Annotated in this window: 23 protein-coding genes, 1 tRNA gene and 2 pseudogenes; 13 read left to right on the top strand and 13 right to left on the bottom strand. The window is 45.5% G+C overall.

The features are described 5' to 3' along the window. Positions 1–914: pseudogene (locus tag AC9UEY_RS04400) on the top strand (hypothetical protein); the annotation flags it as partial. A gap of 236 nt (positions 915–1150) precedes the next feature. Beyond that, the gene (locus tag AC9UEY_RS04395) at positions 1151–1669 is read left to right on the top strand and encodes a beta-class carbonic anhydrase (protein ID WP_509538294.1); all 519 of its coding nucleotides are present in this window, start codon (positions 1151–1153) and stop codon (positions 1667–1669) included. On the opposite strand, the gene AC9UEY_RS04390 is transcribed toward AC9UEY_RS04395, so the two are convergent. Both AC9UEY_RS04390 and AC9UEY_RS04385 read right to left on the bottom strand, forming a co-directional pair. Then, positions 1650–2432 carry an alpha/beta fold hydrolase gene (locus tag AC9UEY_RS04390; protein WP_509538291.1) on the bottom strand — a complete coding sequence of 261 codons (783 nt, stop codon included), beginning with the start codon at positions 2430–2432 and terminating at the stop codon, positions 1650–1652. The two genes, AC9UEY_RS04395 and AC9UEY_RS04390, sit on opposite strands and share 20 nt — an antisense overlap. Continuing rightward, on the bottom strand, positions 2432–3667 hold the full coding sequence (locus AC9UEY_RS04385) for an NAD(P)/FAD-dependent oxidoreductase (protein ID WP_509538288.1): 1236 nt from the start codon (positions 3665–3667) through the stop codon (positions 2432–2434). The genes AC9UEY_RS04390 and AC9UEY_RS04385 overlap by 1 nt, the downstream gene beginning before the upstream one ends. 23 nt (positions 3668–3690) lie before the next feature. On the opposite strand from AC9UEY_RS04385, the gene AC9UEY_RS04380 reads away from it, so the two are divergent. The 5 genes from AC9UEY_RS04380 (at position 3691) to AC9UEY_RS04360 (ending at position 8524) form a co-directional block, all read left to right on the top strand. Then, the gene (locus AC9UEY_RS04380; protein ID WP_509538285.1) at positions 3691–5172 is read left to right on the top strand and encodes an SDR family oxidoreductase; all 1482 of its coding nucleotides are present in this window, start codon (positions 3691–3693) and stop codon (positions 5170–5172) included. 68 nt (positions 5173–5240) lie between these two features. Then, a complete protein-coding gene (locus tag AC9UEY_RS04375) occupies positions 5241–5507 on the top strand; it encodes a DUF3263 domain-containing protein (RefSeq protein ID WP_509538283.1) in 267 nt (88 codons plus the stop codon). A gap of 117 nt (positions 5508–5624) precedes the next feature. Beyond that, positions 5625–7244 carry a chaperonin GroEL gene (gene groL, locus AC9UEY_RS04370; protein WP_509538280.1) on the top strand — a complete coding sequence of 540 codons (1620 nt, stop codon included), beginning with the start codon at positions 5625–5627 and terminating at the stop codon, positions 7242–7244. Between the two features lie 79 nt (positions 7245–7323). Further along, positions 7324–8070: a DUF3027 domain-containing protein gene (locus tag AC9UEY_RS04365; RefSeq protein WP_509538277.1), complete on the top strand. Its 747-nt coding sequence runs from the start codon at positions 7324–7326 to the stop codon at positions 8068–8070. Between the two features lie 64 nt (positions 8071–8134). Next, a complete protein-coding gene (locus AC9UEY_RS04360) occupies positions 8135–8524 on the top strand; it encodes a cold-shock protein (protein WP_509538274.1) in 390 nt (129 codons plus the stop codon). A gap of 8 nt (positions 8525–8532) precedes the next feature. On the opposite strand, the gene AC9UEY_RS04355 is transcribed toward AC9UEY_RS04360, so the two are convergent. Beyond that, complete coding sequence (locus AC9UEY_RS04355; RefSeq protein WP_509538272.1) at positions 8533–8721, bottom strand: DUF2530 domain-containing protein; 189 nt, start codon at positions 8719–8721, stop codon at positions 8533–8535. 12 nt (positions 8722–8733) lie between these two features. Between AC9UEY_RS04355 and AC9UEY_RS04350 the strand changes: the two genes are divergently transcribed. After that, positions 8734–9993, top strand: a complete 1260-nt coding sequence (locus tag AC9UEY_RS04350) for an MFS transporter (protein WP_509538269.1) — start codon at positions 8734–8736, stop codon at positions 9991–9993. A gap of 66 nt (positions 9994–10059) precedes the next feature. Here AC9UEY_RS04350 and AC9UEY_RS04345 read toward each other — a convergent pair whose 3' ends face one another. Genes AC9UEY_RS04345 through pdxH form a run of 3 tightly spaced genes read right to left on the bottom strand, consistent with a single transcriptional unit; the run spans position 10060 to position 13010 of the window. Continuing rightward, the gene (locus tag AC9UEY_RS04345; protein ID WP_509538266.1) at positions 10060–11217 is read right to left on the bottom strand and encodes an MFS transporter; all 1158 of its coding nucleotides are present in this window, start codon (positions 11215–11217) and stop codon (positions 10060–10062) included. Then, the gene (serC, locus tag AC9UEY_RS04340; RefSeq protein ID WP_509538264.1) at positions 11217–12335 is read right to left on the bottom strand and encodes a phosphoserine transaminase; all 1119 of its coding nucleotides are present in this window, start codon (positions 12333–12335) and stop codon (positions 11217–11219) included. Before serC ends, AC9UEY_RS04345 begins: the two co-directional genes overlap by 1 nt. 9 nt (positions 12336–12344) lie before the next feature. Further along, positions 12345–13010 (bottom strand): pyridoxamine 5'-phosphate oxidase, encoded by a 666-nt coding sequence (gene pdxH / locus AC9UEY_RS04335; protein WP_509538261.1) that lies wholly within the window; start codon positions 13008–13010, stop codon positions 12345–12347. Positions 13011–13130: 120 nt separating this feature from the next. Between pdxH and AC9UEY_RS04330 the strand changes: the two genes are divergently transcribed. Then, complete coding sequence (locus AC9UEY_RS04330) at positions 13131–14501, top strand: cryptochrome/photolyase family protein (RefSeq protein ID WP_509538258.1); 1371 nt, start codon at positions 13131–13133, stop codon at positions 14499–14501. Positions 14502–14547: 46 nt separating this feature from the next. Then, positions 14548–15735, top strand: a complete 1188-nt coding sequence (locus tag AC9UEY_RS04325) for a LacI family DNA-binding transcriptional regulator (protein WP_509538255.1) — start codon at positions 14548–14550, stop codon at positions 15733–15735. A gap of 43 nt (positions 15736–15778) precedes the next feature. On the opposite strand, the gene AC9UEY_RS04320 is transcribed toward AC9UEY_RS04325, so the two are convergent. Continuing rightward, complete coding sequence (locus tag AC9UEY_RS04320; RefSeq protein ID WP_509538252.1) at positions 15779–16837, bottom strand: GGDEF domain-containing protein; 1059 nt, start codon at positions 16835–16837, stop codon at positions 15779–15781. 28 nt (positions 16838–16865) lie between these two features. Between AC9UEY_RS04320 and AC9UEY_RS04315 the strand changes: the two genes are divergently transcribed. After that, positions 16866–17081, top strand: coding sequence for a hypothetical protein (locus tag AC9UEY_RS04315; RefSeq protein ID WP_509538249.1), 216 nt, complete (start codon positions 16866–16868; stop codon positions 17079–17081). Between the two features lie 159 nt (positions 17082–17240). Here AC9UEY_RS04315 and AC9UEY_RS04310 read toward each other — a convergent pair whose 3' ends face one another. The 3 genes from AC9UEY_RS04310 to AC9UEY_RS04300 form a co-directional block, all read right to left on the bottom strand. Then, on the bottom strand, positions 17241–17852 hold the full coding sequence (locus AC9UEY_RS04310; RefSeq protein WP_509538246.1) for a hypothetical protein: 612 nt from the start codon (positions 17850–17852) through the stop codon (positions 17241–17243). Positions 17853–17942: 90 nt separating this feature from the next. After that, positions 17943–18710, bottom strand: coding sequence for an SDR family NAD(P)-dependent oxidoreductase (locus AC9UEY_RS04305; protein ID WP_509538243.1), 768 nt, complete (start codon positions 18708–18710; stop codon positions 17943–17945). Beyond that, the gene (locus AC9UEY_RS04300; RefSeq protein WP_509538240.1) at positions 18711–19931 is read right to left on the bottom strand and encodes a saccharopine dehydrogenase family protein; all 1221 of its coding nucleotides are present in this window, start codon (positions 19929–19931) and stop codon (positions 18711–18713) included. Positions 19932–20042: 111 nt separating this feature from the next. On the opposite strand from AC9UEY_RS04300, the gene AC9UEY_RS04295 reads away from it, so the two are divergent. Further along, a tRNA-Arg gene (locus AC9UEY_RS04295) sits at positions 20043–20115 on the top strand. 11 nt (positions 20116–20126) lie between these two features. Here AC9UEY_RS04295 and purU read toward each other — a convergent pair. The 3 genes from purU to AC9UEY_RS04280 all read right to left on the bottom strand — a co-directional run bounded on the left by purU (position 20127) and on the right by AC9UEY_RS04280 (position 23472). Continuing rightward, entirely contained in the window at positions 20127–20966 is an 840-nt protein-coding gene (gene purU / locus AC9UEY_RS04290) for a formyltetrahydrofolate deformylase (protein ID WP_509538237.1), read from the bottom strand. 19 nt (positions 20967–20985) lie between these two features. Beyond that, on the bottom strand, positions 20986–23091 hold the full coding sequence (locus tag AC9UEY_RS04285) for an MMPL family transporter (RefSeq protein WP_509538234.1): 2106 nt from the start codon (positions 23089–23091) through the stop codon (positions 20986–20988). A 150-nt stretch (positions 23092–23241) separates the two neighbouring features. Beyond that, positions 23242–23472 (bottom strand): FmdB family zinc ribbon protein, encoded by a 231-nt coding sequence (locus tag AC9UEY_RS04280; protein ID WP_509538297.1) that lies wholly within the window; start codon positions 23470–23472, stop codon positions 23242–23244. Positions 23473–23572: 100 nt separating this feature from the next. Here AC9UEY_RS04280 and AC9UEY_RS04275 point away from each other — a divergent pair. Further along, a pseudogene (locus AC9UEY_RS04275) lies at positions 23573–23763 on the top strand (copper resistance protein CopC); the annotation flags it as partial.

Below are 23763 nucleotides of genomic sequence, written 5' to 3'. Positions count from 1 at the left end.
CGATGCAAGGCTTTGATTCAAAGGCGGTTGGCGCAATGGCACCTGCAGCATTTGCAGGAATTAGCTCAGCTCAAATGAAAGCAATGCCACCGGCTGCAATGGCCGGCATGGGAGCACAACAATTTGGACAACTTCCTGCTGATGCCTTCAAACAAATGACACCGGAACAAGTCAAGGCACTTCCAACGACAGCATTTGCGGGCATGGGCGCAGATCAGATGAAGGCGTTACCACCAACTGCGATGAAGAGTTTTGATTCCAAAGATCTTGGCGCAATGGCACCTGGAGCATTTGCAGGTATGGATGCTGCTCAAATGAAAGCAATGCCACCAACTGCGATGGCCGGAATGGGAGCACAGCAACTTGGACAACTTCCTGCTGATGCCTTCAAACAAATGTCACCAGATCAAGTTAAGGCACTTCCAACCACAGCATTTGCGGGCATGGGCGCAGATCAATTGAAAGCAATGCCACCAACTGCGATGAAGAGCTTTGATTCCAAAGATCTTGGCGCAATGTCACCTGAAGCATTTGCAGGTATGGATGCTGCTCAAATGAAAGCAATGCCACCAACTGCGATGGCCGGAATGGGAGCACAGCAATTAAATCAGTTAGCACCTGCCACCTTCAAAGAGATGACACCGCAACAGGTTAAGGCGCTTCCACCTACAGCATTTGCTGGAATGACACCTACACAGTTAGGGCAACTATCAACGACTTCAGTCAAGGCAATGGCAACACAAGATATTGCCTTGTTGACACCAGAGGCGGTTGCCGGCATGAAGTTGGCACAGGCTAAGAGCATGTCACCGGCTCAACTGGGCGCACTAACAAAAGAGCAGGTAGCGAAAATGTCTGCAAGTGTGCTCAACGGGCTATCTGCCGATCAGAAAGCAGCAATTACCAAGCCTTAAAAAAAGTTAGGTTTTTGGTTAGAAATCTCTCCAAAAATTTATCGCTTGATAAGAGCCAGGTAAGCTTTCGATTAAATCGGAGGCTAACCTGGCTCTTTCTTGCGCTAGTTTCTTGTGGCCAAGCCGACGTCTCAGCCCAAGGCTTGCAAAGGACTGTAATATCAGTGCACGTGTAATGCGCAGCTCGTCACTTCAATCGTGACGGGGGCTCCAGAAAAGACCGGGGAGGAGTAGATATGTCTGTTAACTCCTTTCCGCATGATTCATTTAAGGACGCCCTTGAAGCAAATGATGAATACATTAAAAGCTTCAAATATTCAGATCTAACAGGTACAGCCCAAAGAGGTTTAGCAATTGTTACCTGCATGGATTCGCGTATAAATCCGCTGTCGGTCGTTGGTATGAAATCAGGTGATGCCAAGATCCTGCGCAATGCTGGTGCTCGCGTGACTGATGACGTTTTACGTACACTGGTATTGGCTACCTACTTACTTGGCGTTGAACGTATTTTGATCATGCCTCATACAAACTGCCGTATGGCACAAGTAGATGATGTTGAGATCCACCGTGAAATTGATACTAAGCATGGCATTGACACCTCTGAAATTGAATTCAAAACTGTTCCAGACCAGCGACAAGCTTTAATTGAAGATGTGCAGAAGGTCAGAAGTTACAGATTAATCAATAAGGATGTCATTGTTGGTGGAGCAATTTATGATGTTGCGACAGGAAAAATTACTCCGGTTGATTGCTAACAGGATTTGTTCTGCGAATTGGCATACGTGTAATTGGATAGCTTAAATCTTCAAGAAATTCGGTAATAATCAGATTCACTAAGCCTGGCTTTTCTTTGGGCAAGATGTGTGAAGTTCCGGGAACAATTGCCAATTGACCGAGTGGCAAAGCCTCAAATAATTCAACGGTATGAGCGTGACTAATCACATCATCATCACCAGCCATAACCAAGACCGGGCACTGTATTTTCTTGATCTCTTCCATAGGAATTTCTGGCTCTGAAGGCCACATCTTCATAAAACGTTGATAAATCACATCTTGTGTTTCTGCAGGATCAGGTGAATAAATCGCGTATTCAGCACGATCCTCGTCGCTGATTTCACCGATCTCAAAATCACCTAAAGTTCCGTTGTAATGGAAATTAGCGCCGATCAAGACAAGTGATTTAACAAGTTCTGGGCGCTCTATCGCAATCATCATTCCAATGATGCCGCCATCGCTCCAACCAACAATATGTGCTGGCTCTTTAACGACCTTTTCTAGGTAGGCGATAGCTTCGCGTAGTTGATATTTAAAGTTAATACTTTCTTCGCGGTATGCAGTAAAGCCATGTGATGAACGATCATATGCAAAGACGTGGTAATCCTCTAAAGCAGGAACAATATTTGAAGCCCAATGTGCTGTTTGACTCATACCGCCATGTAATAAAACAAGAGCTTCGCCTTCGTTTTCCCATTCATAACAGTAAAGGTCATGTCCATCGATCTTTAAGTACTCTGACATTATTGTGAATCCATAATGTGACGGTTACCGCGATCAAATGTTAAATAGTTATAGGTCCAGTCAGCCATAGTGCCGATCTTGTTGCGTCCACCTAATAGGTAAAACAGGTGCAGCCACAACCACGCATACCACGCAGGAATTCCAGTCATTCGAAGGTTTTTCACTTCAACAATTGCTTTGTGGCGACCAATTGTTGCCATAGAACCCTTATCAAGATACTTAAATGGCTTGAGATCTTGACCGGCTGCAATTCTCTTGATTTGTTGGGCAACATGTCGACCTTGCTGCAACGCAACTGGTGCAACCATCGGCAACATACGCCCATTTTCTCCAACAAAACCTGCGATATCACCGATTGCAAAGATGTGAGGGTAATTCTTAACCTGCAAAGTATTTTCAACATCGATGCGTGTGTTGATCAATGGCAAATTCAATTTGGCACCTGTTGGCTCACCTTTTACACCCGCAGCCCAGATTGTTACCTCTGAGGCAATTGTGCTGCCATCACTAACTTCGATACTGCGTGGCCCAATTTCTTTAACAGGTGTATTAAGGTGAACAGTTACACCAAGTTTTTCAAGATCCTTTTTACCATGGGCAGAAAGCTTTTCAGAAAACATTGGCAGAATTCTCGGACCGGCTTCGATTAAATTAATTTTGATATGAGCTGCGGCGTGCTTTTGATCATTTTTAAGTGGACCCTTTACTAATTCAGCGAAAGCACCAGCCATCTCGACCCCTGTTGGCCCGCCACCAACAACTGAAATTGAAAATATAGTGTCATCTTGGAAACGGCAGAGATCTTCAAAACGTCGCAATACCTCGGCGCGAATTACGAGTGCCTCATGAACACTCTTCATACCCATGGCATGTTCGGCAACCCCTGGGACTCCGAAATCTGCCGTGGCAGAGCCCAGAGCAACAATTAGATAATCAAAATCTAAAACTTCGCTGCTATCTAACTTCACACTCTTATTTTTGTGATCAACAGATAGTGGCGTTCCCATTCGAAATTGAACTCCCGTTTTACGCAGTGCGCCTCGAACTGGGTGGGCAACATGGTCTGCTGCTAACCCTGCCGTTGATACCTGATAGAGCAGTGGTAGAAAAGTCTGAAAGTTATGGCGATCCACCACAGTGACATCGGCAAATCCAGCCATCTTGCGTGCTGCAGTTAGCCCGCCAAAACCGGCACCCAAAATTACTACTCGTGGTTTTTGGAGTGCCTTTTGCATGGGTTAAGTCTAGGCTTGCCAGCATGAACTCGCATAATGGAGACCGTAAGTACCTCGTCACAGGGGCATCTGGATATGTTGGTGGTCGGTTAGTCCGCGCACTTATTGATGAAAAAGAAGATGTTCGAATTTTGGTGCGCGATAAGCACAAAATCATGGGCCAGCCATGGGCAACTCAGGTCGATATCTGCGAGGGCAGCGCCGAAAACTTTGGTGATTTGCAACGAGCACTCGAAGGCATGCACACAGCTTTTTACTTATTGCACTCAATTAATTTAGGCCCAAACTTTGATGAGATTGAAAGAGAAATGGCCTGCAACTTTGCAAAGGCCGCCGAGCAAGCTGGCGTCTCCCAAATTATTTATTTAGGTGGAATTGCAAACGATGTGAATATAAGTAAGCACTTGGCATCTCGCGCGATGACGGGTAGCTCACTTGCCACCACATCTGTTGCAGTCCTAGAGCTACGTGCCGGAATCATTATTGGATCAGGCTCTGCCAGCTTTGAAATGCTGCGCCACTTAACGCACCGACTTCCGATCATGACCACCCCTAAATGGGTTATGAACAAGACTCATCCAATTGCAATCCGTGATGTTTTGTATTACTTAAAGGGTGCAGCACATTTAGAAAAGCCGGTTAATAAAGTCTTTGATATTGGTGGGCCAGAAGTCTTGTCCTATGCGGACATGATGCAAAAGTTTGCAAAGCTCTCTGGATTAAAAAAGCGTTGGATTATCAGAGTGCCAGTACTTACCCCAGGTCTTTCTAGTTTGTGGATTGGTTTAGTTACACCAGTTCCAACCGCCCTTGCTCGCCCACTTGTTGGTTCACTCATTAGTGAGGTTGTCGCAGATCCTGCAAAAAGTATTGATGCACTTATTCCAAAGCCTGCTGAAGGATTAATTGATGTTGAAACCGCTATTTCACTAGCGTTATCAAAGATCACAACACATAACGTGGAAACACGTTGGTCTGATGCGACTATGCCAACTGCCCCATGGCAAAAAGCACAAGGAGATCCTGATTGGGCTGGTGAAATGGTGCTTCGTGATCGTCGCGAAAAGATCACTGATGTTCCTGCCGAAAATATATGGCGACAGGTCGAACGTATTGGTGGCGTTAACGGTTGGTTTGGTTCAGATTTCTTGTGGTGGGCACGTGGAGTTTTAGATCGCTTCTTAGTGGGCGGAGTTGGTTTGCGTCGCGGTCGCCGCGATCCAGATTTCTTGCGTGTTGGTGAAAGTTTAGATTTTTGGCGAGTAGAAGAGTTAGAACCTGGCCGTAGATTGAAGTTGTATGCCGAAATGGTTTTGCCAGGCAAAGCGTGGCTGGAATTCACAGTGACACGAGAAAATGGAAAGACAAAGATTGTGCAAGATGCAACATTTAATCCACGTGGATTAGGTGGGCAGTTGTATTGGTATGCAATCTCACCGCTACACCTATTTGTTTTTCCAACGATGATCAGAAATATTGTGAAGAAGGCCAGAATTAATGCATAAATTAAGTACTGAAATTCCTTGTTCGAAGTTCCCACACTTTGAGCGTGCTCTAACGTAAGATTTAACCCATGTCCGCGCAAGAAGAGTCTGCAATCAACACTGGGCTCAGTGACCTCGAAGTTCGCATCCTTGAGTTTGAGGGCAACTGGTGGCGCTATGCAGGGGCAAAAGAGGCGGCAATCAAGGATCTTTTCGACCTAAGCGCTCCTCGTTATTACCAACTTCTCAACGATCTGATCGACCGCAACGACGCTCTAGCTGCCTCACCGATGCTAGTTAAGCGCCTTCGCCGCCTACGCGAGGCCCGTATGGCTGCTCGCGTGGTCCGCCCTTAATCCTTTCTAGCCCTCGTTTTGCACCTACCCATCAAAGGCTCTAGATTTGGCGTTAGCACTCTCGGGGTGCGAGTGATAAAGCCCCCGACCAAGAAGAACTAACAAGGAGCACAACTCATGGCAAAGCAGATTGCCTTTAATGAAGAAGCACGTCGCGGATTAGAGCGCGGCATGAATATCTTGGCCGATGCGGTCAAGGTAACCCTTGGACCTCGTGGACGAAATGTTGTTCTCGAGAAGAAGTGGGGCGCCCCAACAATTACTAATGATGGCGTTTCCATTGCAAAGGAAATTGAACTTGATGATCCATGGGAAAAGATTGGCGCAGAGCTAGTCAAGGAAGTTGCAAAAAAGACTGATGATGTTGCCGGCGACGGAACAACAACTGCAACTGTTTTGGCACAAGCCCTCGTTCGTGAAGGTCTGCGCAACGTTGCAGCTGGATCAAACCCAATGGCACTCAAGCGCGGTATTGAAAAGGCTGTTGCTGAAATCGTTGCTGAACTTCTTTCAATGGCCAAGGCTGTTGACTCAAAGGAGCAGATCGCAGCGACCGCATCTATCTCTGCAGCAGATACAACTATCGGCGAAATGATTGCTGAAGCCATGGACAAGGTTGGCAAAGAAGGCGTTATCACTGTTGAAGAGTCAAATACTTTTGGTTTAGAGCTAGAACTCACAGAAGGTATGCGCTTTGATAAGGGTTACATCTCCCCATACTTTGTAACTGATCAGGATCGTATGGAAGTTGTCCTAGAGGATGCATACGTCTTGATAGCTAACTCAAAGATTGCAAACATTAAAGATCTAGTGCCAGTACTTGAAAAGGTTATGCAATCAGGTAAGCCACTATTGATCATCGCTGAAGATGTTGAAGGTGAAGCGCTCGCAACACTAGTTGTGAACAAGATTCGCGGAACATTCCGCTCAGCAGCTGTTAAGGCACCTGGCTTTGGAGATCGTCGCAAGGCGATGCTGCAAGACATTGCCATCCTTACAGGTGCAACTGTTATTTCAGAAGAAGTTGGACTTCGCTTGGAAGCAGCAGAGCTTGATCTATTAGGTAAGGCTCGCAAGGTTGTTATCAGCAAGGAAGAGACAACAATCGTTGAAGGTGCTGGAGATGACGCTCAGATTAAGGGCCGCGTTCAGCAGATCCGTAACGAGATTGAGTCATCTGATTCAGATTATGACCGTGAGAAGTTGCAAGAGCGTCTTGCAAAGCTTGCTGGTGGCGTAGCTGTTATCAAGGCGGGTGCTGCAACTGAGGTTGAACTCAAGGAGCGCAAGCACCGCATTGAAGATGCAGTTCGCAATGCAAAGGCTGCAGTAGAAGAAGGAATCGTTGCCGGTGGTGGCGTTGCCCTTCTACAAGCAGGTGCTGCAGTGTTCAAGCGTCTAACAGGTTTAACTGGTGATGAAGCAACTGGTGCAAAGATTGTTGAATATGCAATCGAAGCTCCAATTAAGCAGATCGCAGTGAACGCAGGACTTGAAGGCGGAGTTGTTGTAGAAAAGGTTCGCCATCTTCCAGCAGGACAAGGTCTTAATGCTGCAACTGGTGAATATGTAGACATGATCAAATCTGGAATTATTGATCCAGCTAAGGTCACACGTTCTGCACTACAAAATGCTGCATCAATTGCTGCGCTGTTTATTACAACAGAAGCTGTTATTGCAGATAAGCCTGAAAAGGCTGCTGCTGCCCCACAAGGTGGCGGAGACATGGACTTCTAAAGGCCATTCTTTACTAGTAGTTACGCGTAACGCCGTCCTCGATTAACGCGAGGGCGGCGTTCTGCTTTACCCTTAGACCATGCCTAAGAAATCCTTAACTCCAAAAAAGGAGTCTCCTAAAAAGGAGAAGACATCAAAAAGCACAGCTGTTGCTTTTGATGCAAAGGATCTTGCCCGAAGCGCTGCGCTAGAAGTTGCAGAACAACGCGATCAAGTTGGCGGTTTTGTTTCTGTTGATTTTGATGATGAGAACCGTGTTGCAACATATTTGTTTGAAGCAAAACTTTCAGGGTATAGAGGCTGGCGTTGGTGCATCACCATTGCAAAGGTTGATACTGATGCACAACCAACAATTTGTGATGTTGTAGTACTGCCAGGACCTGATGCACTACGCGCTCCTGAATGGATTCCATACCGCGACAGAATTTTACCGGGCGATGTTGGTGTTGGAGATATTGTTCCAAGCTCATTAGATGATGCACGTTTAGTGGCAGGCGAACAAGCGTTGCCTCAAGATGAAGATTTAGATACTGCTATGGCTATCGAACTTGGTTTGGGTCGTGCGCGAGTAATGTCTATTGAAGGACGCGATCAAGCAGCAAAGCGTTGGTATGACGGAGAACGTGGACCAAACGCACCTGTTGCCCAGTCAGCACCAAAGCCGTGCCATAGCTGCGGATTCTTTATTCCTATTGCAGGATCATTACGATCAACATTTGGCGTGTGTGCTAACGCTATTTCGCCCGAGGATGCACGCGTAGTGAGCGTGGATCATGGCTGCGGAGCACATTCGGAAGCGACCTTCACAGAGCCGGTGTTAAACTAAGGACCTGCTATCGCACCCGCGATACCGATTAATACCATTACAAAAAACTAGCAAGGAGCCCCCCATGCCTACAGGACGCGTCAAATGGTTCTCATTAGAAAAAGGTTTTGGTTTCATTGCAAATGATGAAGGCGAAGATGTTTATCTAGCTGCGACTTCACTTCCAGAAGGTGTTGCAACGGTTAAGCCTGGAACAAAGCTTGAGTTTTCTATTGCTGACAGCCGTAAAGGCCCACAAGCATTATCAGTACACATCATTGATGCTCCACCATCATTAGTTGAAAACTCACGTGTTAATAGTGATGATCTTGCAGCGATGATTGAAGACACCATCAAGATGCTGGATAAAGTCGGAAATGGTTTGCGCCATGGGCGTCATCCAAATGCACAAGAAGCTGATCGTCTTGGTCGTGTGCTGCGCGGTATCGCTACAGCCCTAGGTTCTGCTAGCTAGTTTCTAAGTTAGAGCCCGCTTCGTCGTTCGCGGCGAATTGTGTAACGAATACCGATTAGGCCCAGTGCTGCTCCGCTTATGCATGTCCACATAACTTTGGCATCCGCGTTCGTTGCAAGAGCAATTACTCCTGCTATCACCCAACATGTAGTTCCAATAGCCACTAGAGTTACCGCATTGCGTAGTCGAGTAGTCATGGAAGTAGAGTAATGGGATTTGCGGTAAAAGAGGATGGTAATTGGCGTTCATTTCGCCATCGTAATTACCGAATTCTTTTTCCTGCCAACACGGTTTCAAATATTGGCAGTTGGGCCCAGCGTATTGCTCAAGATTGGCTCGTACTAGAACTCACCAACAACAACGGAACCTACCTAGGTTTAGTAACAGCGGTTCAATTCGCACCAGTCCTTTTCTTCTCATTACACGGTGGAAAATTGGCGGACAGATTTAACAAACGTAAAGTTTTGATTCTCACCAATATTGCCGGTGGTGCTGCCTCACTTGGTTTAGGCACACTGGTAATTACAGAGCACATTCAGTTATGGCATGTCTTTGTACTTGCAGCTGTTCTGGGTATTTCAACGGCAATTGATGCTCCAGTGCGCCAATCATTTACTACTGAAGTTGTTGGTCAAACCGATCTTCCCAACGCCGTTTCACTAAACTCAGCTAACTTTAATGCTGGGCGATTAGTTGGCCCAGCAGTCTCTGGTGGCTTGATTGCGGCCTTTGGCACAGGACCCTCATTTATTATTAACGGGCTTTCATATTTCTTCGTTATTGCCGCGTTACTTAATCTTAATGAAAAGGCGTTTTTTTATCAGGATCGACCAAAATCAGATGGCAATATCCGCGAAGGAATTGCCTATGCAAAAGCTCGGCCAGATATTTATGTAGTTATGTTGATGGTCTTTTTTTTAGCCACCTTTGGTCTTAACTTTCAGATCTTTAACGCGCTTATGGCAACTCAGGAATTCGGTTTAGGACCAGCTAGCTTTGGTTTGATGGGAACATTTATTGCCATTGGATCTCTATCTGGTGCCATTGGATCTGCTCGGCTTGAACGTTTTAGAAATACAAAGTTTGTAATCCGTGGTGGAATCGTATTTTCTATCTCAATCATGGCGCTATCAATTCTGCCTAACTACATTAGTTATGTGATTTGGCTACCAATTTGTGGAGTAACAGCCTTGACTACTTTGGTCTCTGCCAATTCAATTGTTCAGACCAGCACAGATCCTGCAATCCGTGGCCGCGTTATGGGACTTTATCTTTTGATCTTTATGGGTGGTACTCCATTTGGCTCACCGCTGATTGGTGCAACAACAGATCTAATTGGAATCCGTCCAACCATTGCAGTATGCGGTGGCATTTCATTATTTGCTTCACTATTTATTTGGTTCAAATACAAGAACCGAGTGGAACTGCCTGCAGATACTTCTGTTGCTGCTGTTCTTAAAGACCGTTAATCGCAATAACAATTAAAATTCCAATGAGTGCAAGCAGAGTGATTATTCGCCTGACCTTGTAACTCATTAAGCAGCCTCTGCAACCTTAGAAGGAATTACTTTAACAATAACAAATGCGATTGCAATCAAGACAAAAACCATGATGTAGGCGCGTGAAATACCAAAGCTATCGCCAAGGAGTCCTAGCAAGAATGGAGCACCGGCGATGGCTGTTCCGGCAGCAAGTGATGCGCGGCCAATAGCCAGATCTGGACGTCCATCACTTAATCCGATTAAACGAATTGAAGAGAGTGCAAACTGCATTGAGATTCCCATTCCAACTACAAATAGGCATAAGAGCGAAAGAATCATGTTGTGCGATAACCAGAAGCCAACAAAGCCAAGAAATTGCACTGTAATCACTGTGAGAAGTTGAGTATCTAGTTTTAAGTGTCCAAGAACTAATCCGCCATACCAACGACCAAGACCCATGCCGGTACCAAGGGCGACGATTGCAACTGTTGAAATCGCTGCTGTTGATCCGACGCGATCCTTTAGCAGCGCTGCTGCCCAGAATGATGTTGCAAACTCACTTGAGATACAGGCAACAAAACCAAACCATGAAATCCAGAAATTGTGAGACAGCTTTCCACTTTGTGGACCATCTTCATCTGGAACATGCTCATCTTCATCTTTTTCTCGACCAACAAAAAACAAGACCAAGGCAACAGGGATTGCGAGTAGTAGACCTAAGCGCCATAGCTGAGGAAAAGCGATTGCGATAGTTCCGATTAAGGCAGTTCCTATGACAAAACCAACGGATGCGATTCCGTTTGCTTGAGGTATCGCAACTTCAGCAGCTTTTCCATAATGATGAGACATCTTTGTAAGCATTGCGTTGATGACAACAGATACACCAAAGCCTGTAATCAAAGTAGCTGGCAATGTGATGTATACAGGGGGAGAGATAACAAAAAGGGTTAAACCTGTGATAAAGATTGATAAACCAATCCAACTAGATTTTGAACGACCGTATCGGTGTGCGATGCGTGGGTTTGCCCAACCAGCAAAAATAGATGCAACTCCCATTGCAGTGCCATGTAAGCCTGCAATAGTCAGTGATGTGCCTTGATCTGCACGCAGCAATGATTGTGCGGGGCCAAAGCCACCAAGATAGAAATTAATAATGGCGGTCTGAACCGCTGCAACCCAGAAGAAACGGTCGCGTTGAAAACTCTTAGGCATTAAAGGGCTGCTACAACGTGATCGATGCACTTTGTAAGTGCTTCAACATCACTTGGATCAACAGCAGGGAACATACCGACACGAAGCTGGTTCTTACCAAGCTTGCGATATGGCTCTGTGTCAACGATTCCGTTGGCACGAAGTGCTGCAGCAATCTTTGTTGCATCAATTGCATCATCAAAGTTAATTGTTCCAACGACCTTTGAGCGCATTGCAGGATCTGTAACAAATGGAGTGGTGTAGCTGGTCTTTTCAGCCCATGAATACAAGTTGTCAGAAGACTGAGTGCTGCGGCCTGCAGCAAATGAAAGTCCACCATTTGCATTCATCCATTCGATTTGTTCTGCAAGCAGAATCAAAGTTACAAGTGCAGGAGTGTTATATGTCTGATCTAGACGTGAGTTTTCAATCGCAATGCCAAGATCAAAAAATGCTGGAACCCAACGGCCAGAGGCCTTGATCTTTTCCGCGCGGGCAATTGCAGCAGGGGACATGATTGCAATCCACAGTCCACCATCTGATGCAAAAGACTTTTGAGGTGCAAAGTAATAAGTATCAAACTCTTTAGCTTCAACCATCAAGCCACCAGCTGCAGATGTTGCATCAACTAGGACAAGTGCTCCATCTGTGCCTGCTGGGCGAATGATTGGCATTGCAACACCAGTGCTGGTCTCGTTATGAGTTAATGCGTAAACATCGATACCAGCCTCTGCAACAGAGACGGGGTGTGATCCAGGCTCAGTTTTGATAACTGTTGGTTCTCCAAGAAATGGAGCTTCCTTTGCAGCAGAGGCAAACTTTGATGAAAATTCACCAAAAACCAAGTGCTGTGAACGATCTTCAATCAAACCAAAGGTTGCGATATCCCAGAACGCAGTTGAACCACCATTACCAAGAACAACTTCATAACCTTCTGGCAGATTAAATAGAGATGTGAGACCTTCACGAACGCGCTTCACAACATTCTTGACCGGCTTTTGGCGATGAGATGTTCCAAGAATCGAAGTGCCACTTGCTGACAATGCTGCAAGTGCCTCTGGACGAATCTTTGATGGTCCGCAACCAAAACGGCCATCAACTGGCTTAATACCTGAAGGAATAATTATCTCTGCGCTCATGGGGTAAGACTACGGGTAGTACCTATTGAGTTCCCAATCGGCGGTGGTGTTATCCCGCTCATAACGCAGTCGATCATGCAAACGTGAGTATCTACCTTGCCAGAACTCAATATTTAATGGTGTTACTCGATATCCGCCCCAATGTGGTGGGCGCGGAACAACACTTCCCTCTGGCCATTTCTGTGATGCACCTTCGTAGCGTTGTTCTAATTCAGCACGAGATGCCAAAGGTGATGATTGAGGACTTGCCCAAGCTCCAATTTGTGATCCCCATGGTCGGGTGGCGAAGTAATCATCTGATTCTTGTTCTGAAATTTTTTCTGCGATACCGCTGATCGAAATTTGTCGCTCCATTACATACCAAGGAAACAACAACGAGACATTTGGATTGAGATCAATTGCATGTGCTTTGCGAGAATCGTAATTTGTAAAGAATGTGAAGCCACCGCTAGAAATATCTTTGAGCAAAACGGTACGCGTATTTATCTGTGAATCACTAGATAGAGTTGAAAGAACCATTGCATTTGCTTCAACAATTACTGTGTTCTCATGTGCTTGTTTCAGCCACTGCGCAAATGCTTCAAAAGGATCAGCAGGCAGAGTTTCTAAACCGGCATCACCATAGGAACGGCGCATTGCTCGGATCTCGTCCCGGGTAACCGCATCTTCGCTCATGGCTCTATCGAACCCCACGAATCGCTTCCAGGCAAACCCAAAAATGCCATATTTTATGCTTAGAATCTATTAAGTAGACTTAGAAGCGCTTAATCCCTCGCATGATGATTTAATCATCCCATGTCTTTAGCGAAAACTTCAATCATGTGGTTTCGTCGCGACCTTCGAATCAATGATCACCCAGCATTATTGGCCGCCATTGAATCTGCTGAACAGGTTATCCCTCTTTTTATTCTAGATAAGAAGCAAATTGATGAAGCTGGTGAAAAATTATTGGCCTATATGGGTCAATCACTCAGAGCGCTCGATGAATCGCTTGGAAATCGATTGCATATTATTGAAGGTGACCAAGTTGAAGTATTGAAAGAACTTATGGCTCAGCATGGCGTTGAAGAAGTGCACATATCTGCAGAATATGAGCGATATGGAGCAGAACGAGATGCTCGAGTTGAAGCAGCGGGAATAAAGTTAGTTAGAACCGGTAGTCCGTATGCAGTTACTCCCGGACGTGTGCTCAAACCAAGTGATGCAACGCCATACAAGGTATACACGCCTTTTTATCGTGGTTGGCGAACACATGGTTACAGAGCACCTGCTGTTACTCCGAAGAAGTTTGCAGTTGTTCAACCAACAGATAAGTACCGTGCCTTTCCAGATTTTCCTATGCCCGATGGCGTACATGTCATTGAAGCAGGTGAGGCTGCTGCACTGAAACGTTTTGAGGCTTTTACCGAGAGCGGCCTAGATAGTTACGATGAGAATCGAAATTTTGCTTCAATCGATGGCACTTCAAAGATGAGTACCTATTTAAAGTTTGGTGAGATTCATCCACGAACACTTCTTGCAAACCTTGGAGAGAGCAAAGCCCACGACACATTCCGTAAGGAGATTGCTTGGCGTGAGTTTTATGCAGATGTTCTCTTTAACAATCCAATGACAGATCTTGAGTACTACGCACCAAAATTTAAAGAGATGCGATATGACAAGCCTGGCAAAAAGTTTGCGGCTTGGTGTGAAGGGAAAACAGGCTATCCATTTGTTGATGCTGCCATGCGACAGCTAGTTGTTGAAGGATGGATGCACAATCGCACCCGCATGGTTGTAGCTTCATTCTTAGTTAAAGACCTGCACCTTGAATGGCAAATAGGAGAACGATTCTTTGCCGAGCATCTAGTTGATTACGATGTTGCATCCAATGCCCACGGTTGGCAATGGACTGCAGGCTGTGGCACCGATGCCTCGCCGTATTACCGAATATTTAATCCCATCGAACAAGGCAAGCGCTTTGATGAAAATGGGGATTACATAAGAAAGTATGTGCCAGAGCTGGCACACTTATCGGCATCTGAAATTCACGAGCCATGGTTATTCCTAGATGGTTACAGCAAGGGATACCCAGAGCGGGTAGTTGATCATGCAACCGAGCGTCTTGAATCCCTTGCACGATTGCAGGAGATTAAAGCCGACAAACCCCTAGGCCCTCACGCTTAGCTTTATACATAGCATTATCTGCGCGCAGCAGGAGATCTTTTAATCCGTGGGTCGACGGTTCGAGCCCGTCTGGGCCCACTATTTTTCTAAGGCCAGATTGTCCAGCCCCGCCTACCTGCCATGGCAAACCACTCATTTCATCGTATTCATCGTTCAATTCTGTTCAATTCCTATTGACAAAAGATGCGAGTACATTCAAATGACTATGAATGCCAATATAAGAGATGTTGCCAAGCAGGCACAGGTCTCGGTTGGAACTGTGTCAAATGTTCTCAACCGACCAGGCCAAGTCTCTGAAGAAACGCGTCTTAAAGTGCGCAACGCAATTGATATATTGGGTTTCATACCAACGATTTCAACGAAGAACAAGAACACTGAATCAAATATTATTGGCGTTGTTTTGCCACTGAGTAATAATCCGTTTTATGAAGAGTTAACGCAGGGCATTGAAGACGCAATTGATGAAGCAGGGCTTACTGTTTTAGTTGGTTATAGCCGAGAAGATTCAGCGGCTGAATTAAAAATTTTAAATGCAATGATCAGCGCTAGTTGTAAAGGTGTGATCGTTACCCCTGTTGATCCGCGCAACCAGGTGTTTAAAGAGTTCATCGATAGCAATGTGCGGGTTGCATATATTTCACAAACCGATGAGCAGCCAGAACAATGTTCGGTATCGGTTGATCAAGTGCGCGGTGGGTATATAGGCATTAAATATTTACACAGCCTGGGTCACACAAAGATTCTGTGGGTTTCAGGCCCTGACCGCCACCACCAGAGCTATCAGCGCTTTGTCGGAATCACCCAGGCCGCTGCCGAGCTTGGTATTGAAGTCGCGGTCATGAAATCACAATCTTTAGATTATTTATGCGGCGAGCAGATTGCACCCAAAATCATCGCCGCGGGGCCATTGCCGCATGCGATCTTTGCCACCAATGATGTCTTGGCGATGGGAATCATCAATTACTTCAAATTTAATGGCATTGATGTACCGGGCGTGGTGTCGATCTTGGGGTATGACAACACTTCATACGCTGAATCTGGGTTAATTCCTTTATCATCCGTGTCTCAAACCCCGTATCAGCTGGGTGCAAGAATGGGTCGGCAGATGGTTGCTGAGTTATCGGCCGGAGAAAACCATGTGCACCAGCATGTGGTCTTCCAGCCCCAGATAATCGAGCGCGCTTCAACTCGACGCCGCGGGAAAGATCGCGAAACCCGGGAGATCAAACCGTGACCAGGATTAGCCTGACCATTCAATGGCAGCATGCCTACTCACATTAAAGCCGACAAACCCCTAGGCCCTCACGCTTAGCTTTATACATCGCATTATCTGCCCGTAGCAGTAGATCTTTCTCTCCATTGTTCTTCGCAACACCAATACTGACATTAAGTTGGATCTCTTTATTATTGATATGAAATGGATAAGAAAGTGTTGCTCGAAGCGCCAATGCAACTTCTACCGCACTGTCAGAGCCACCTTCATACAACACCCCAAACTCATCTCCACCGAGTCGTGCCAACAAAGCACCATGTGGCAAAGCGCGCTCAAATCGAAGCGCTACTTGTTGCAGAATCTTGTCTCCGGTTTCGTGACCATGGGCGTCATTGATTGGCTTAAATCCATCGAGATCCAGAAGTAACAGCGCTCCCTCTTTTTCTATAAAGCTATCTATTTCCGTAACTAAACGACGACGGTTAGGAAGTCCTGTTAATTCATCGGTTCTGGCCAGCAATCTTTCCTGGCCAATGTTTTTAGCCTGAGTTAATGCAATTGCCATGCGAATAAAGGCCAGCGCCATTGTTGCAGTTGCTGGAATCAAGATAAATCGTGGGAAGTAATTGGGGCGAATTGCAATTAATGCCAACAAAGTTGCACTCAGTGAAACTGAAATTGAAATTAGAATCGGATAAATCCCCTCACGTGCTTTGCTATCAATGCCCGGCTGCCAAAAACTTTCTGCAATCAGCAATACTCCAATGACCCAGCCAACGTCTAACATCGAACCCATCAGATAACTTCCATTGATGTGTTGCCATAGATAGAGAAAGTCAGTTACAGCAAATAAAAGTACTCCCGATGATAGAACTAATCCACGCTTTGAGTAGCCTTGCATTGAAACAGTTGCGATCACAACGCATACAAGTACCAAGTCAGCGATTGGATACATAATTGCAAAGAAGGTTTCACTGAGGTTGCCATTAAAGTGCGGAAGTACCGGCTTAACAACTAATGCAGAACCCAATGTGGTGAGGCCAAGGCCAAAGATTGCCGAATCAACCATTTCTAGAAGGGAAAACTTGCGGTTGACCGCTAATAAACGTGGTATGCCAATCATTGCAAGAGGATAAAAAAGTAAATATAAGATGTTAGAAATACTGCTGAAGATGGGTGGAATTGGAAAGAAGGCACCAGCACTGGCTATCGCCGATCCACATGCCCATAGTGCAAAAGCAATTCCCGTAGTTGGCTTCGCAATTGAGTCGCTTATGTGGGGCGCAAAGGCGATCGCAGCAATGGCAGCAACAGGAATGATGTTAAATATGAATAACTCAGACCACGCAGTTGGAAAAAAGATATGAAGCAGTAGGTAGATAGCCAGCATGGCGGCCCCTGAATATCTAACTACTCGCATGTGGTGAGCATAGGAACACCGAAGTACCAAGGTAATAGGGGAATCCATAGGTATTAAAAAACCCGCTACCTGTTTGCTAGCGGGTTTTTCGTAAAGAGTTAGGGAGTTAGAAGCCCTTTGTGCAGATTAGCTTAGCGCTGTCACGAGCATTCGTAACATTTGATGCTAATTCTGCAGGCTTGTTAGTTCCTGCAAGTTTTGCCGCTTCAAGCTTCTTGATTGTTAGATCAATATTGCGAATCTTGCTTGCATAAGCACGAGTTGCTGATGTCCATGATGCGACAGCAGTTGTAAGAATCTTTTTGTCTGCATCTGTTTTAGCAGCTGTAAGTTTTGCTTGTGCTGCCGTGAGTCGAAGAGTTGCAGCATCTAACTTAGTTTGTACCTCGAGACGGTTCGCAGTCTCTGTTGTAATTCCAAGTTCAATTACTGGAAGTTGTGCCTTGAAGTTAGCAGCTGTTGTAACTGCTGACTTACCAGCTTTAACAGCATCATTTGCTGCGGTCACGCAGTCAAGTGATAGCCAGGTCAACTTTGTGCTGGATGTAAGAGGGTTCTTTGCACACTTATATGTTCCAAGGCTGGTCTTTGTTGTTGAACCAGACTTTGTGCAGGCAACACCATTTGAAATCTTGGGTGCAGCCTGTGCCGGAACAGCCACCATGACGCCACCGGCGACAATGAGTGCTACTGACAATGATGCGATTTTGCGAAGCATGTAAAAACCTCTCCTTGGAATAATGCTCATCTTACCGACCGAGTGCTCAAAGAAGGCTGGTAACCCGCCGAGAGTTGGTAGGTATGACTGTTACTTGCGTTGCTTTTTCCTCAGATTCATCCCAACTTTTCTAACGAGTGATCGCGGCAATCCTTGAATCACGAATACCAAGAGTTGGTATTGCCAACCCGGAATCGATACCGCCTCACCCTTGAGCGCATCGCTCCATGCTTTTGCGACCAACTTGTCAGAATCAAGCCACATAAAGCTCGGCAATCCCTTCATGGACATTCGACCACGTTGATGGAACTCAGTTCGGGTAAACCCTGGGCATAGGGCGCTGATCTTTACATTGGTCTTAGCAAGTTCGGTGTGAAGTGATTCAGAGATAACTGTCAGATATGACTTTGCTGCGCTGTAGGAGCCACCTGCAATATATCCAGCAACTGATGAAACATTAATAATCACACCTTCATTGCGTTGCTTCATTAGCGGAAGTGCCACATGCATCAAGCGCATTGGTGTGCGGACTAACACATCAAACATCTGCTGCTCAGAATCTAGAGCAGACAATGTGAATGCTTTGTTTAATCCAAAGCCAGCGTTATTGATCAATACATCGACCTGATTATTGGTGATGTATTGCTCAACTGCCGTGCACCCTGCATCAGTAGATAAATCTGCCTGAATAATGTGGGTTTGGACATTGAACTTCTCCTGTAATCCTTGAGCACGCTCTCGCAAGCGGGGCAAATCGCGGGCGACTAGCACAATGTTGTAATTGTTCTCAGCCAACAATCTTGTAAAGCTTTCACCTATTCCAGATGTTGCTCCGGTAACTAACGCCCACGATGCCATTTATGCCCCGATTCCTGCGGGATCCTCATCCCGAATATGCCAACTGCTTCCATAAGACTCAATGAGATCCAAGAATGGCTTTGGTTCTAGCCATTCAGGACCAACAACGCCGGCAGGCTTCCATGTGCCATTTGCAATTAACTCCATTGCAATAACGGGATTAATTGCGGTCTGCCAAACGACTGCTTGATCTCCATAATTTTTCATCGACCATTCGTTATCGACAACGTTATAGATGTAACAGGCATACGGCTTTCCTTCTTTGTTAAGCCCGGCAACATGTGCACCTGCACAAGTCTTTCCATGCATAATCGGACCAATCGTTGCAGGATCTGGCAACAAAGATGCCAAGAAATCACGAGGCGCAATTTCCATACCGCGGTAGTTAACATTCTGCTTATTTGAAAGACCAAGTGCATGAATAGTTTTTAGCTTTTCAATAAAGTCATTTCCAAGACCATACTTAAAAGTAACTCTTTTTGCTTTTATCTTTTGTGGAATTAAAGCAACTTCCTCGTGTTCCACATCTACACATTCAACCAGGCCAATGCCTTCAGGGAAATCAAAGGTCACGCCCCCAGTAAATGGCTTAGCTGTATGCCAGCCTTCATTCCAAATTAGTGGGGGATTAAGACACTCTTCAATTGTTGTCCAGATTGAAAATGATGGCGCAAACTCATAACCATCAACAGTAAGACTTGAACCATCCAAGATTGTCACAGCATCAATTTCACTAAACAAATAATCTTGTGCATACCGTGCAAAAATATCACTCATGCCAGGTTCGATACCGATCCCTATGAGCGCGTAGTTGCCCTGGGTTAACCACTCATCATGTTGAGCAAATTGATCATCGCCTAGCTTCACGCCAACTTTGTTAAATGGATCTGTTGGATGAGCAATTGATAGCGACAAGGCCATGTCCATGTAATTAACGCCAGCATTTTTAGCCGCGTTAAAGATGTTCATTACAAAACGCGGATCAACTGCGTTAATAACCACATCAGGATTGACCTTCTTAATCAATCCTTCGAGAGCCGCCAGATCGCCGGCATCCACCTCCACTGATGTAAATCGTGGGTCTTGGATTTTCTGGGTGACAGCGCGCGCTTTTGAAGTATCGTAATCAGCGATAACTAACTCAGTGATAAATGACTTACGGGATGCGATATTTGCGATTGCACTGCCAACTCCGCCTGCGCCGATAACGAGCGCTCTCATGGTTGGCCTTTCGGGTAGTTTTCGAACCCAATATGGATTCAAGGGAAGGTTATCTATACCGCTAACCTTTGCCAAGCACGCAATACCTTTTCCAAGGGTCCAGTGTGTTAAGTCCCCGTAGCTCAGTGGATAGAGCAACCGCCTCCTAAGCGGTAGGTCGCAGGTTCAACTCCCGCCGGGGACACGCAATTAAAGTTAAGAGAAAACTACTGTGCGCTTTCCAACGATAAATACTTTGTCATCTGCATATAACTTCACCGCTTTTGCCAAGACTCGGCGCTCGATATCGCGACCTATTGCAATGAGCTCTTCAGGTGTAGCGACATGAGTTACATGTGCAACATCTTGTTCAATGATTGGTCCCTCATCTAAATCACTAGTTACAAAGTGGGCAGATGCTCCGATGATCTTTACACCGCGCTCGTGTGCTTGGTGATATGGCTTTGCACCTTTAAATCCAGGTAGGAATGAATGATGAATGTTAATAATCTTGCCTGGTAGCTTGTTGCAGAATTCTTTCGACATAATTTGCATGTAGCGAGCAAGCACGACGAAATCGATTTTTAAGTCACTGATCTGTTTCAGAATCTCAGCTTCCTGCGACACCTTTGTTTCTGCGGTAACCGGTAGAAATAGAAACTTAATTCCATGAGATTCAACTAATGTGCGCAAATCTTCTCTGTTGGAGATCACAAGCGGTATTTCAATATTTAGTTCGCCGAGCTCTTCTAAATACAAAAGATCGCGTAGGCAGTGGCTCTCTTTGGTAACCATGACAAGGGCGCGAGGCTTTTGAGTGGTAGGTCGAATATGTAATGACGGGTTGAATTTAGCTAAACCCTCATTCAAACTTTTCTCTGCACCTTCAAGTCCTTGTGATGTTTCAAAACGTGTGCGCATTACGAAGGCATTTGTGCTGGGATCTGTGAACTGCTGGTTCTCAATAATGTTTCCACCACAGGCAAGTACAGCTGAGGTCATCGCGTGAACGATGCCAGGCTGATCCTCACATTGCAGGGAAGCGATTAGATCCATATGCCAAGCCTAAAGGCAACTAGTGAGTAATGGTAAATCGCTGCATCCATTTAGGGGCCCACCAGTTGCGCTCACCAAATAAACGCATAAGTGCAGGCACTAATAGACCACGAACAATGGTTGCATCCAGGATTACAGCTAGTGAAACACCAAATCCCATTGTCTTAATTGATGTAACCCCACTTGTAATAAATGATCCGAATACAACAGCAAGCAACAGTGCTGCTGCTGTGATGATGCGGGCTGATCTTTGTAGACCAACAGCCACAGACTCAACATTTGATTTACCCGATAAGTGTTCTTCGCGGATACGAGAGAGCAAGAACAATTCGTAATCCATTGACAATCCAAAGACCACAACAGCAATCAAGATAACAATTGATGTGTCTAGCGTTCCAGTTACAGTGAATGAACCTATAAGCCATTGGAGATTGCCATCAATAAAGACCCACGTTAGCGCCCCCATTGTTGCGCCAAGGGAAAGGAAGTTAAGTAGCACTGCTTTGATCGGCAAAATAATTGAACCAGTGAAAATAAATATCAACACAAGAACGGAAAGAATGACCCAGCCCAATGCCCATGGCAAAGTGCGCGAGATACCATCTTGTGAATCTGTATAATCTGCAGCAACACCACCGACCAATGTTCCAGCTGGAGAATCAACATCTCGAACATTGTGAATTAATGCTTGTGAGTCAGGAGTTCTTGGCAACATTTCTTGATAGGCAACTACTCGGACATCTTTACCAATAGTTTCTGGAGGCAATACAGCGACGATTCCCGAAACCTTACTTACCTTAGTTGCGTATAGATTAATTTCATCTATTTTGTCAGAACCATTTCTAATAATAATCTCGATTGGATTTCCAGTTTGGCCAGCAAATCTTTCGGCCTGAAGCGCAGTAGCTACAGCTGCCTTATTATCTGCAGGTAACATTCGAGAATCGCCCTGTGAGAACTTTATGCTTGAAATTGGTGCAGCCATGACTCCAAGAATTACCAAAGAGAGAACTACGGCTGCTACAGGACGCTTCATTACTAGACGAGCTGTTTGCGCCCAGCGACCATCTTCCTTTGGCGTAATTGCAGAACGGCGGACTACACCTTTATCAATTCTGGATCCCATTAGGGCAAGAATTGGTGGCAATCCAACAAGTGCGCCGACAACAGCGAGTGCAACCACTGACACACCGGCATAGCCAAATGATTTTAAGAACGGCAGTGGGAAGAATGTAAGTGACAGTAAAGTCACAAGCACAGTCATACCAGAGTAAAAGACTGTCTTTCCAGCACTACCCATCGTTGCAACAATTGAATCTTCCACACTTTTTCCGCGATGTAGTTCTTCGCGGAATCTATTGACCATTAAGAGTGCGTAATCAATACCTAGCCCAAGACCCATACCTGTTGTGAGATTGAGTGCGTAGATGCTGACACTTGTGAAGAGCGTGAACAGATAGAGAATAAAGAACGCACCCAAGATTGCTGCCACGCCAACAATAAGTGGCATTGCTGAAGCCGCTAAGGCACCAAAAACAAGTGTTAACAAAATGAATGTGAGTGGGATAGAAATTAGCTCTGCAATCTTTAGGTCTTCTGAGATTTTCTTTGTTATTGCATGCCCAACAACTGAGGCACCACCTGCATATAAAGTCAGTCCATCATATGAACCATCGTAATTTTTTTGGAATAGTTCTCCAAGATTTTGACCCTGAGCTGAGAAAGGATCGCTGTCACCATAAACAAGAATGTATGCAGCTTTGCCATCACTAGATTTTAATGTTGGCTCACCGCCGCTAGTCCAATAGGAAAGTGTCTTTGACACACCTTCTTCTTGACCAATTTTCTTTTCTAGCGCTAAACCTTTTTGAACAATACTTGCATCAGTTACTTCAACTGAACCTGAATCCACTACAACAACAACTGCAGGATCAGACAACTTCAATTCATCGTTGAGGTACTCATACACCTTGTAAGAATCACTGTTTGGGTCTGAATAACCAGCCGAATCAAGTCGACTAAATGCCAATGAACCGAAACCGCCTGCAACAAGAATTCCGACCACAAAAAGCACGACTGCGCCCTTACGGTGCTTAACTAAAAAGTGGCCTAATTTCTCAAACATGTTCTTCTCTTTCCTATATCGATGTAGAATCAATTCCATGAGCGATCTCTTTCCTAACGTAACTTCAGATGAGATCGATCCTGAAGCAGCTGCCGAGCAAGCTCGACGTGAAGCTGAAATTAAGTCAGACAAACCACCGCATCACGAGGATTAATCAGCCTTAGGTACTGGCGCTACTTTTGGAACTTCAGGAGTAGTGCTTTTTTTAACTGAATCCGTTTTATAAAACCCTGAACCCTTGAACACAACTCCAACCGCGGTATAGACCTTACGGATCTCACCTTGGCATTGGGGGCATTGGGTCAGAGAGTCATCTGAGAAGGATTGAATTGCCTCAAATTCATGGTCACATGCGGTGCATGCATATTGATATGTAGGCATCACAGTCTCCATTCGGTGAATAAGGCTAGGCATTAAGTGTAAAGAAGTGAGACGATAGGCGCGAATTGAGGAGCTTCCCAAGCCCTCATGGAAGGAAAAAGTGAGCCGCTCACGTTTTGCAGCGATTCTGCTTCTTGCATTTCTAGGGATTACAAACGCCTCTGCAAATACATTAGTAAGCACTAATCCAATTAGCGGCTCAACTCTTTCCGTTTCCCCTACAAATGTGACAGTCACTGGCCAGGTTGCGTTGTTAGCTGATGCGCCAGATGCGAACTCAATCACAGTGAC

Origin of the sequence: Candidatus Planktophila sp. (genome assembly GCF_040402275.1) — a bacterium.
Classification (GTDB): domain Bacteria; phylum Actinomycetota; class Actinomycetes; order Nanopelagicales; family Nanopelagicaceae; genus Planktophila.
This window is presented reverse-complemented; position numbering and strand designations above follow the sequence as displayed.

What these genes read in the sequence shown, in the direction of transcription:
- AC9UEY_RS04385 (WP_509538288.1), bottom strand. Translation starts at nt 3,667, where the DNA reads ATGCAAAAGGCACTCCAAAAACCACGAGTAGTAATTTTGGGTGCCGGT.
- AC9UEY_RS04305 (WP_509538243.1), bottom strand. Translation starts at nt 18,710, where the DNA reads ATGGCATCGTGGGCGTTAGTTACCGGAGCAACATCTGGAATAGGTGAA.
- AC9UEY_RS04375 (WP_509538283.1), top strand. Translation starts at nt 5,241, where the DNA reads ATGTCCGCGCAAGAAGAGTCTGCAATCAACACTGGGCTCAGTGACCTC.
- groL (WP_509538280.1), top strand. Translation starts at nt 5,625, where the DNA reads ATGGCAAAGCAGATTGCCTTTAATGAAGAAGCACGTCGCGGATTAGAG.
- AC9UEY_RS04280 (WP_509538297.1), bottom strand. Translation starts at nt 23,472, where the DNA reads ATGCCTACATATCAATATGCATGCACCGCATGTGACCATGAATTTGAG.
- AC9UEY_RS04310 (WP_509538246.1), bottom strand. Translation starts at nt 17,852, where the DNA reads ATGCTTCGCAAAATCGCATCATTGTCAGTAGCACTCATTGTCGCCGGT.
- serC (WP_509538264.1), bottom strand. Translation starts at nt 12,335, where the DNA reads ATGAGCGCAGAGATAATTATTCCTTCAGGTATTAAGCCAGTTGATGGC.
- AC9UEY_RS04390 (WP_509538291.1), bottom strand. Translation starts at nt 2,432, where the DNA reads ATGTCAGAGTACTTAAAGATCGATGGACATGACCTTTACTGTTATGAA.
- AC9UEY_RS04345 (WP_509538266.1), bottom strand. Translation starts at nt 11,217, where the DNA reads ATGCCTAAGAGTTTTCAACGCGACCGTTTCTTCTGGGTTGCAGCGGTT.
- purU (WP_509538237.1), bottom strand. Translation starts at nt 20,966, where the DNA reads ATGGATCTAATCGCTTCCCTGCAATGTGAGGATCAGCCTGGCATCGTT.
- AC9UEY_RS04315 (WP_509538249.1), top strand. Translation starts at nt 16,866, where the DNA reads ATGTTAGAAATACTGCTGAAGATGGGTGGAATTGGAAAGAAGGCACCA.
- AC9UEY_RS04285 (WP_509538234.1), bottom strand. Translation starts at nt 23,091, where the DNA reads ATGTTTGAGAAATTAGGCCACTTTTTAGTTAAGCACCGTAAGGGCGCA.
- AC9UEY_RS04330 (WP_509538258.1), top strand. Translation starts at nt 13,131, where the DNA reads ATGTCTTTAGCGAAAACTTCAATCATGTGGTTTCGTCGCGACCTTCGA.
- AC9UEY_RS04395 (WP_509538294.1), top strand. Translation starts at nt 1,151, where the DNA reads ATGTCTGTTAACTCCTTTCCGCATGATTCATTTAAGGACGCCCTTGAA.
- AC9UEY_RS04380 (WP_509538285.1), top strand. Translation starts at nt 3,691, where the DNA reads ATGAACTCGCATAATGGAGACCGTAAGTACCTCGTCACAGGGGCATCT.
- AC9UEY_RS04360 (WP_509538274.1), top strand. Translation starts at nt 8,135, where the DNA reads ATGCCTACAGGACGCGTCAAATGGTTCTCATTAGAAAAAGGTTTTGGT.
- AC9UEY_RS04365 (WP_509538277.1), top strand. Translation starts at nt 7,324, where the DNA reads ATGCCTAAGAAATCCTTAACTCCAAAAAAGGAGTCTCCTAAAAAGGAG.
- AC9UEY_RS04350 (WP_509538269.1), top strand. Translation starts at nt 8,734, where the DNA reads ATGGGATTTGCGGTAAAAGAGGATGGTAATTGGCGTTCATTTCGCCAT.
- AC9UEY_RS04355 (WP_509538272.1), bottom strand. Translation starts at nt 8,721, where the DNA reads ATGACTACTCGACTACGCAATGCGGTAACTCTAGTGGCTATTGGAACT.
- AC9UEY_RS04320 (WP_509538252.1), bottom strand. Translation starts at nt 16,837, where the DNA reads ATGATTGGCATACCACGTTTATTAGCGGTCAACCGCAAGTTTTCCCTT.
- AC9UEY_RS04300 (WP_509538240.1), bottom strand. Translation starts at nt 19,931, where the DNA reads ATGAGAGCGCTCGTTATCGGCGCAGGCGGAGTTGGCAGTGCAATCGCA.
- pdxH (WP_509538261.1), bottom strand. Translation starts at nt 13,010, where the DNA reads ATGAGCGAAGATGCGGTTACCCGGGACGAGATCCGAGCAATGCGCCGT.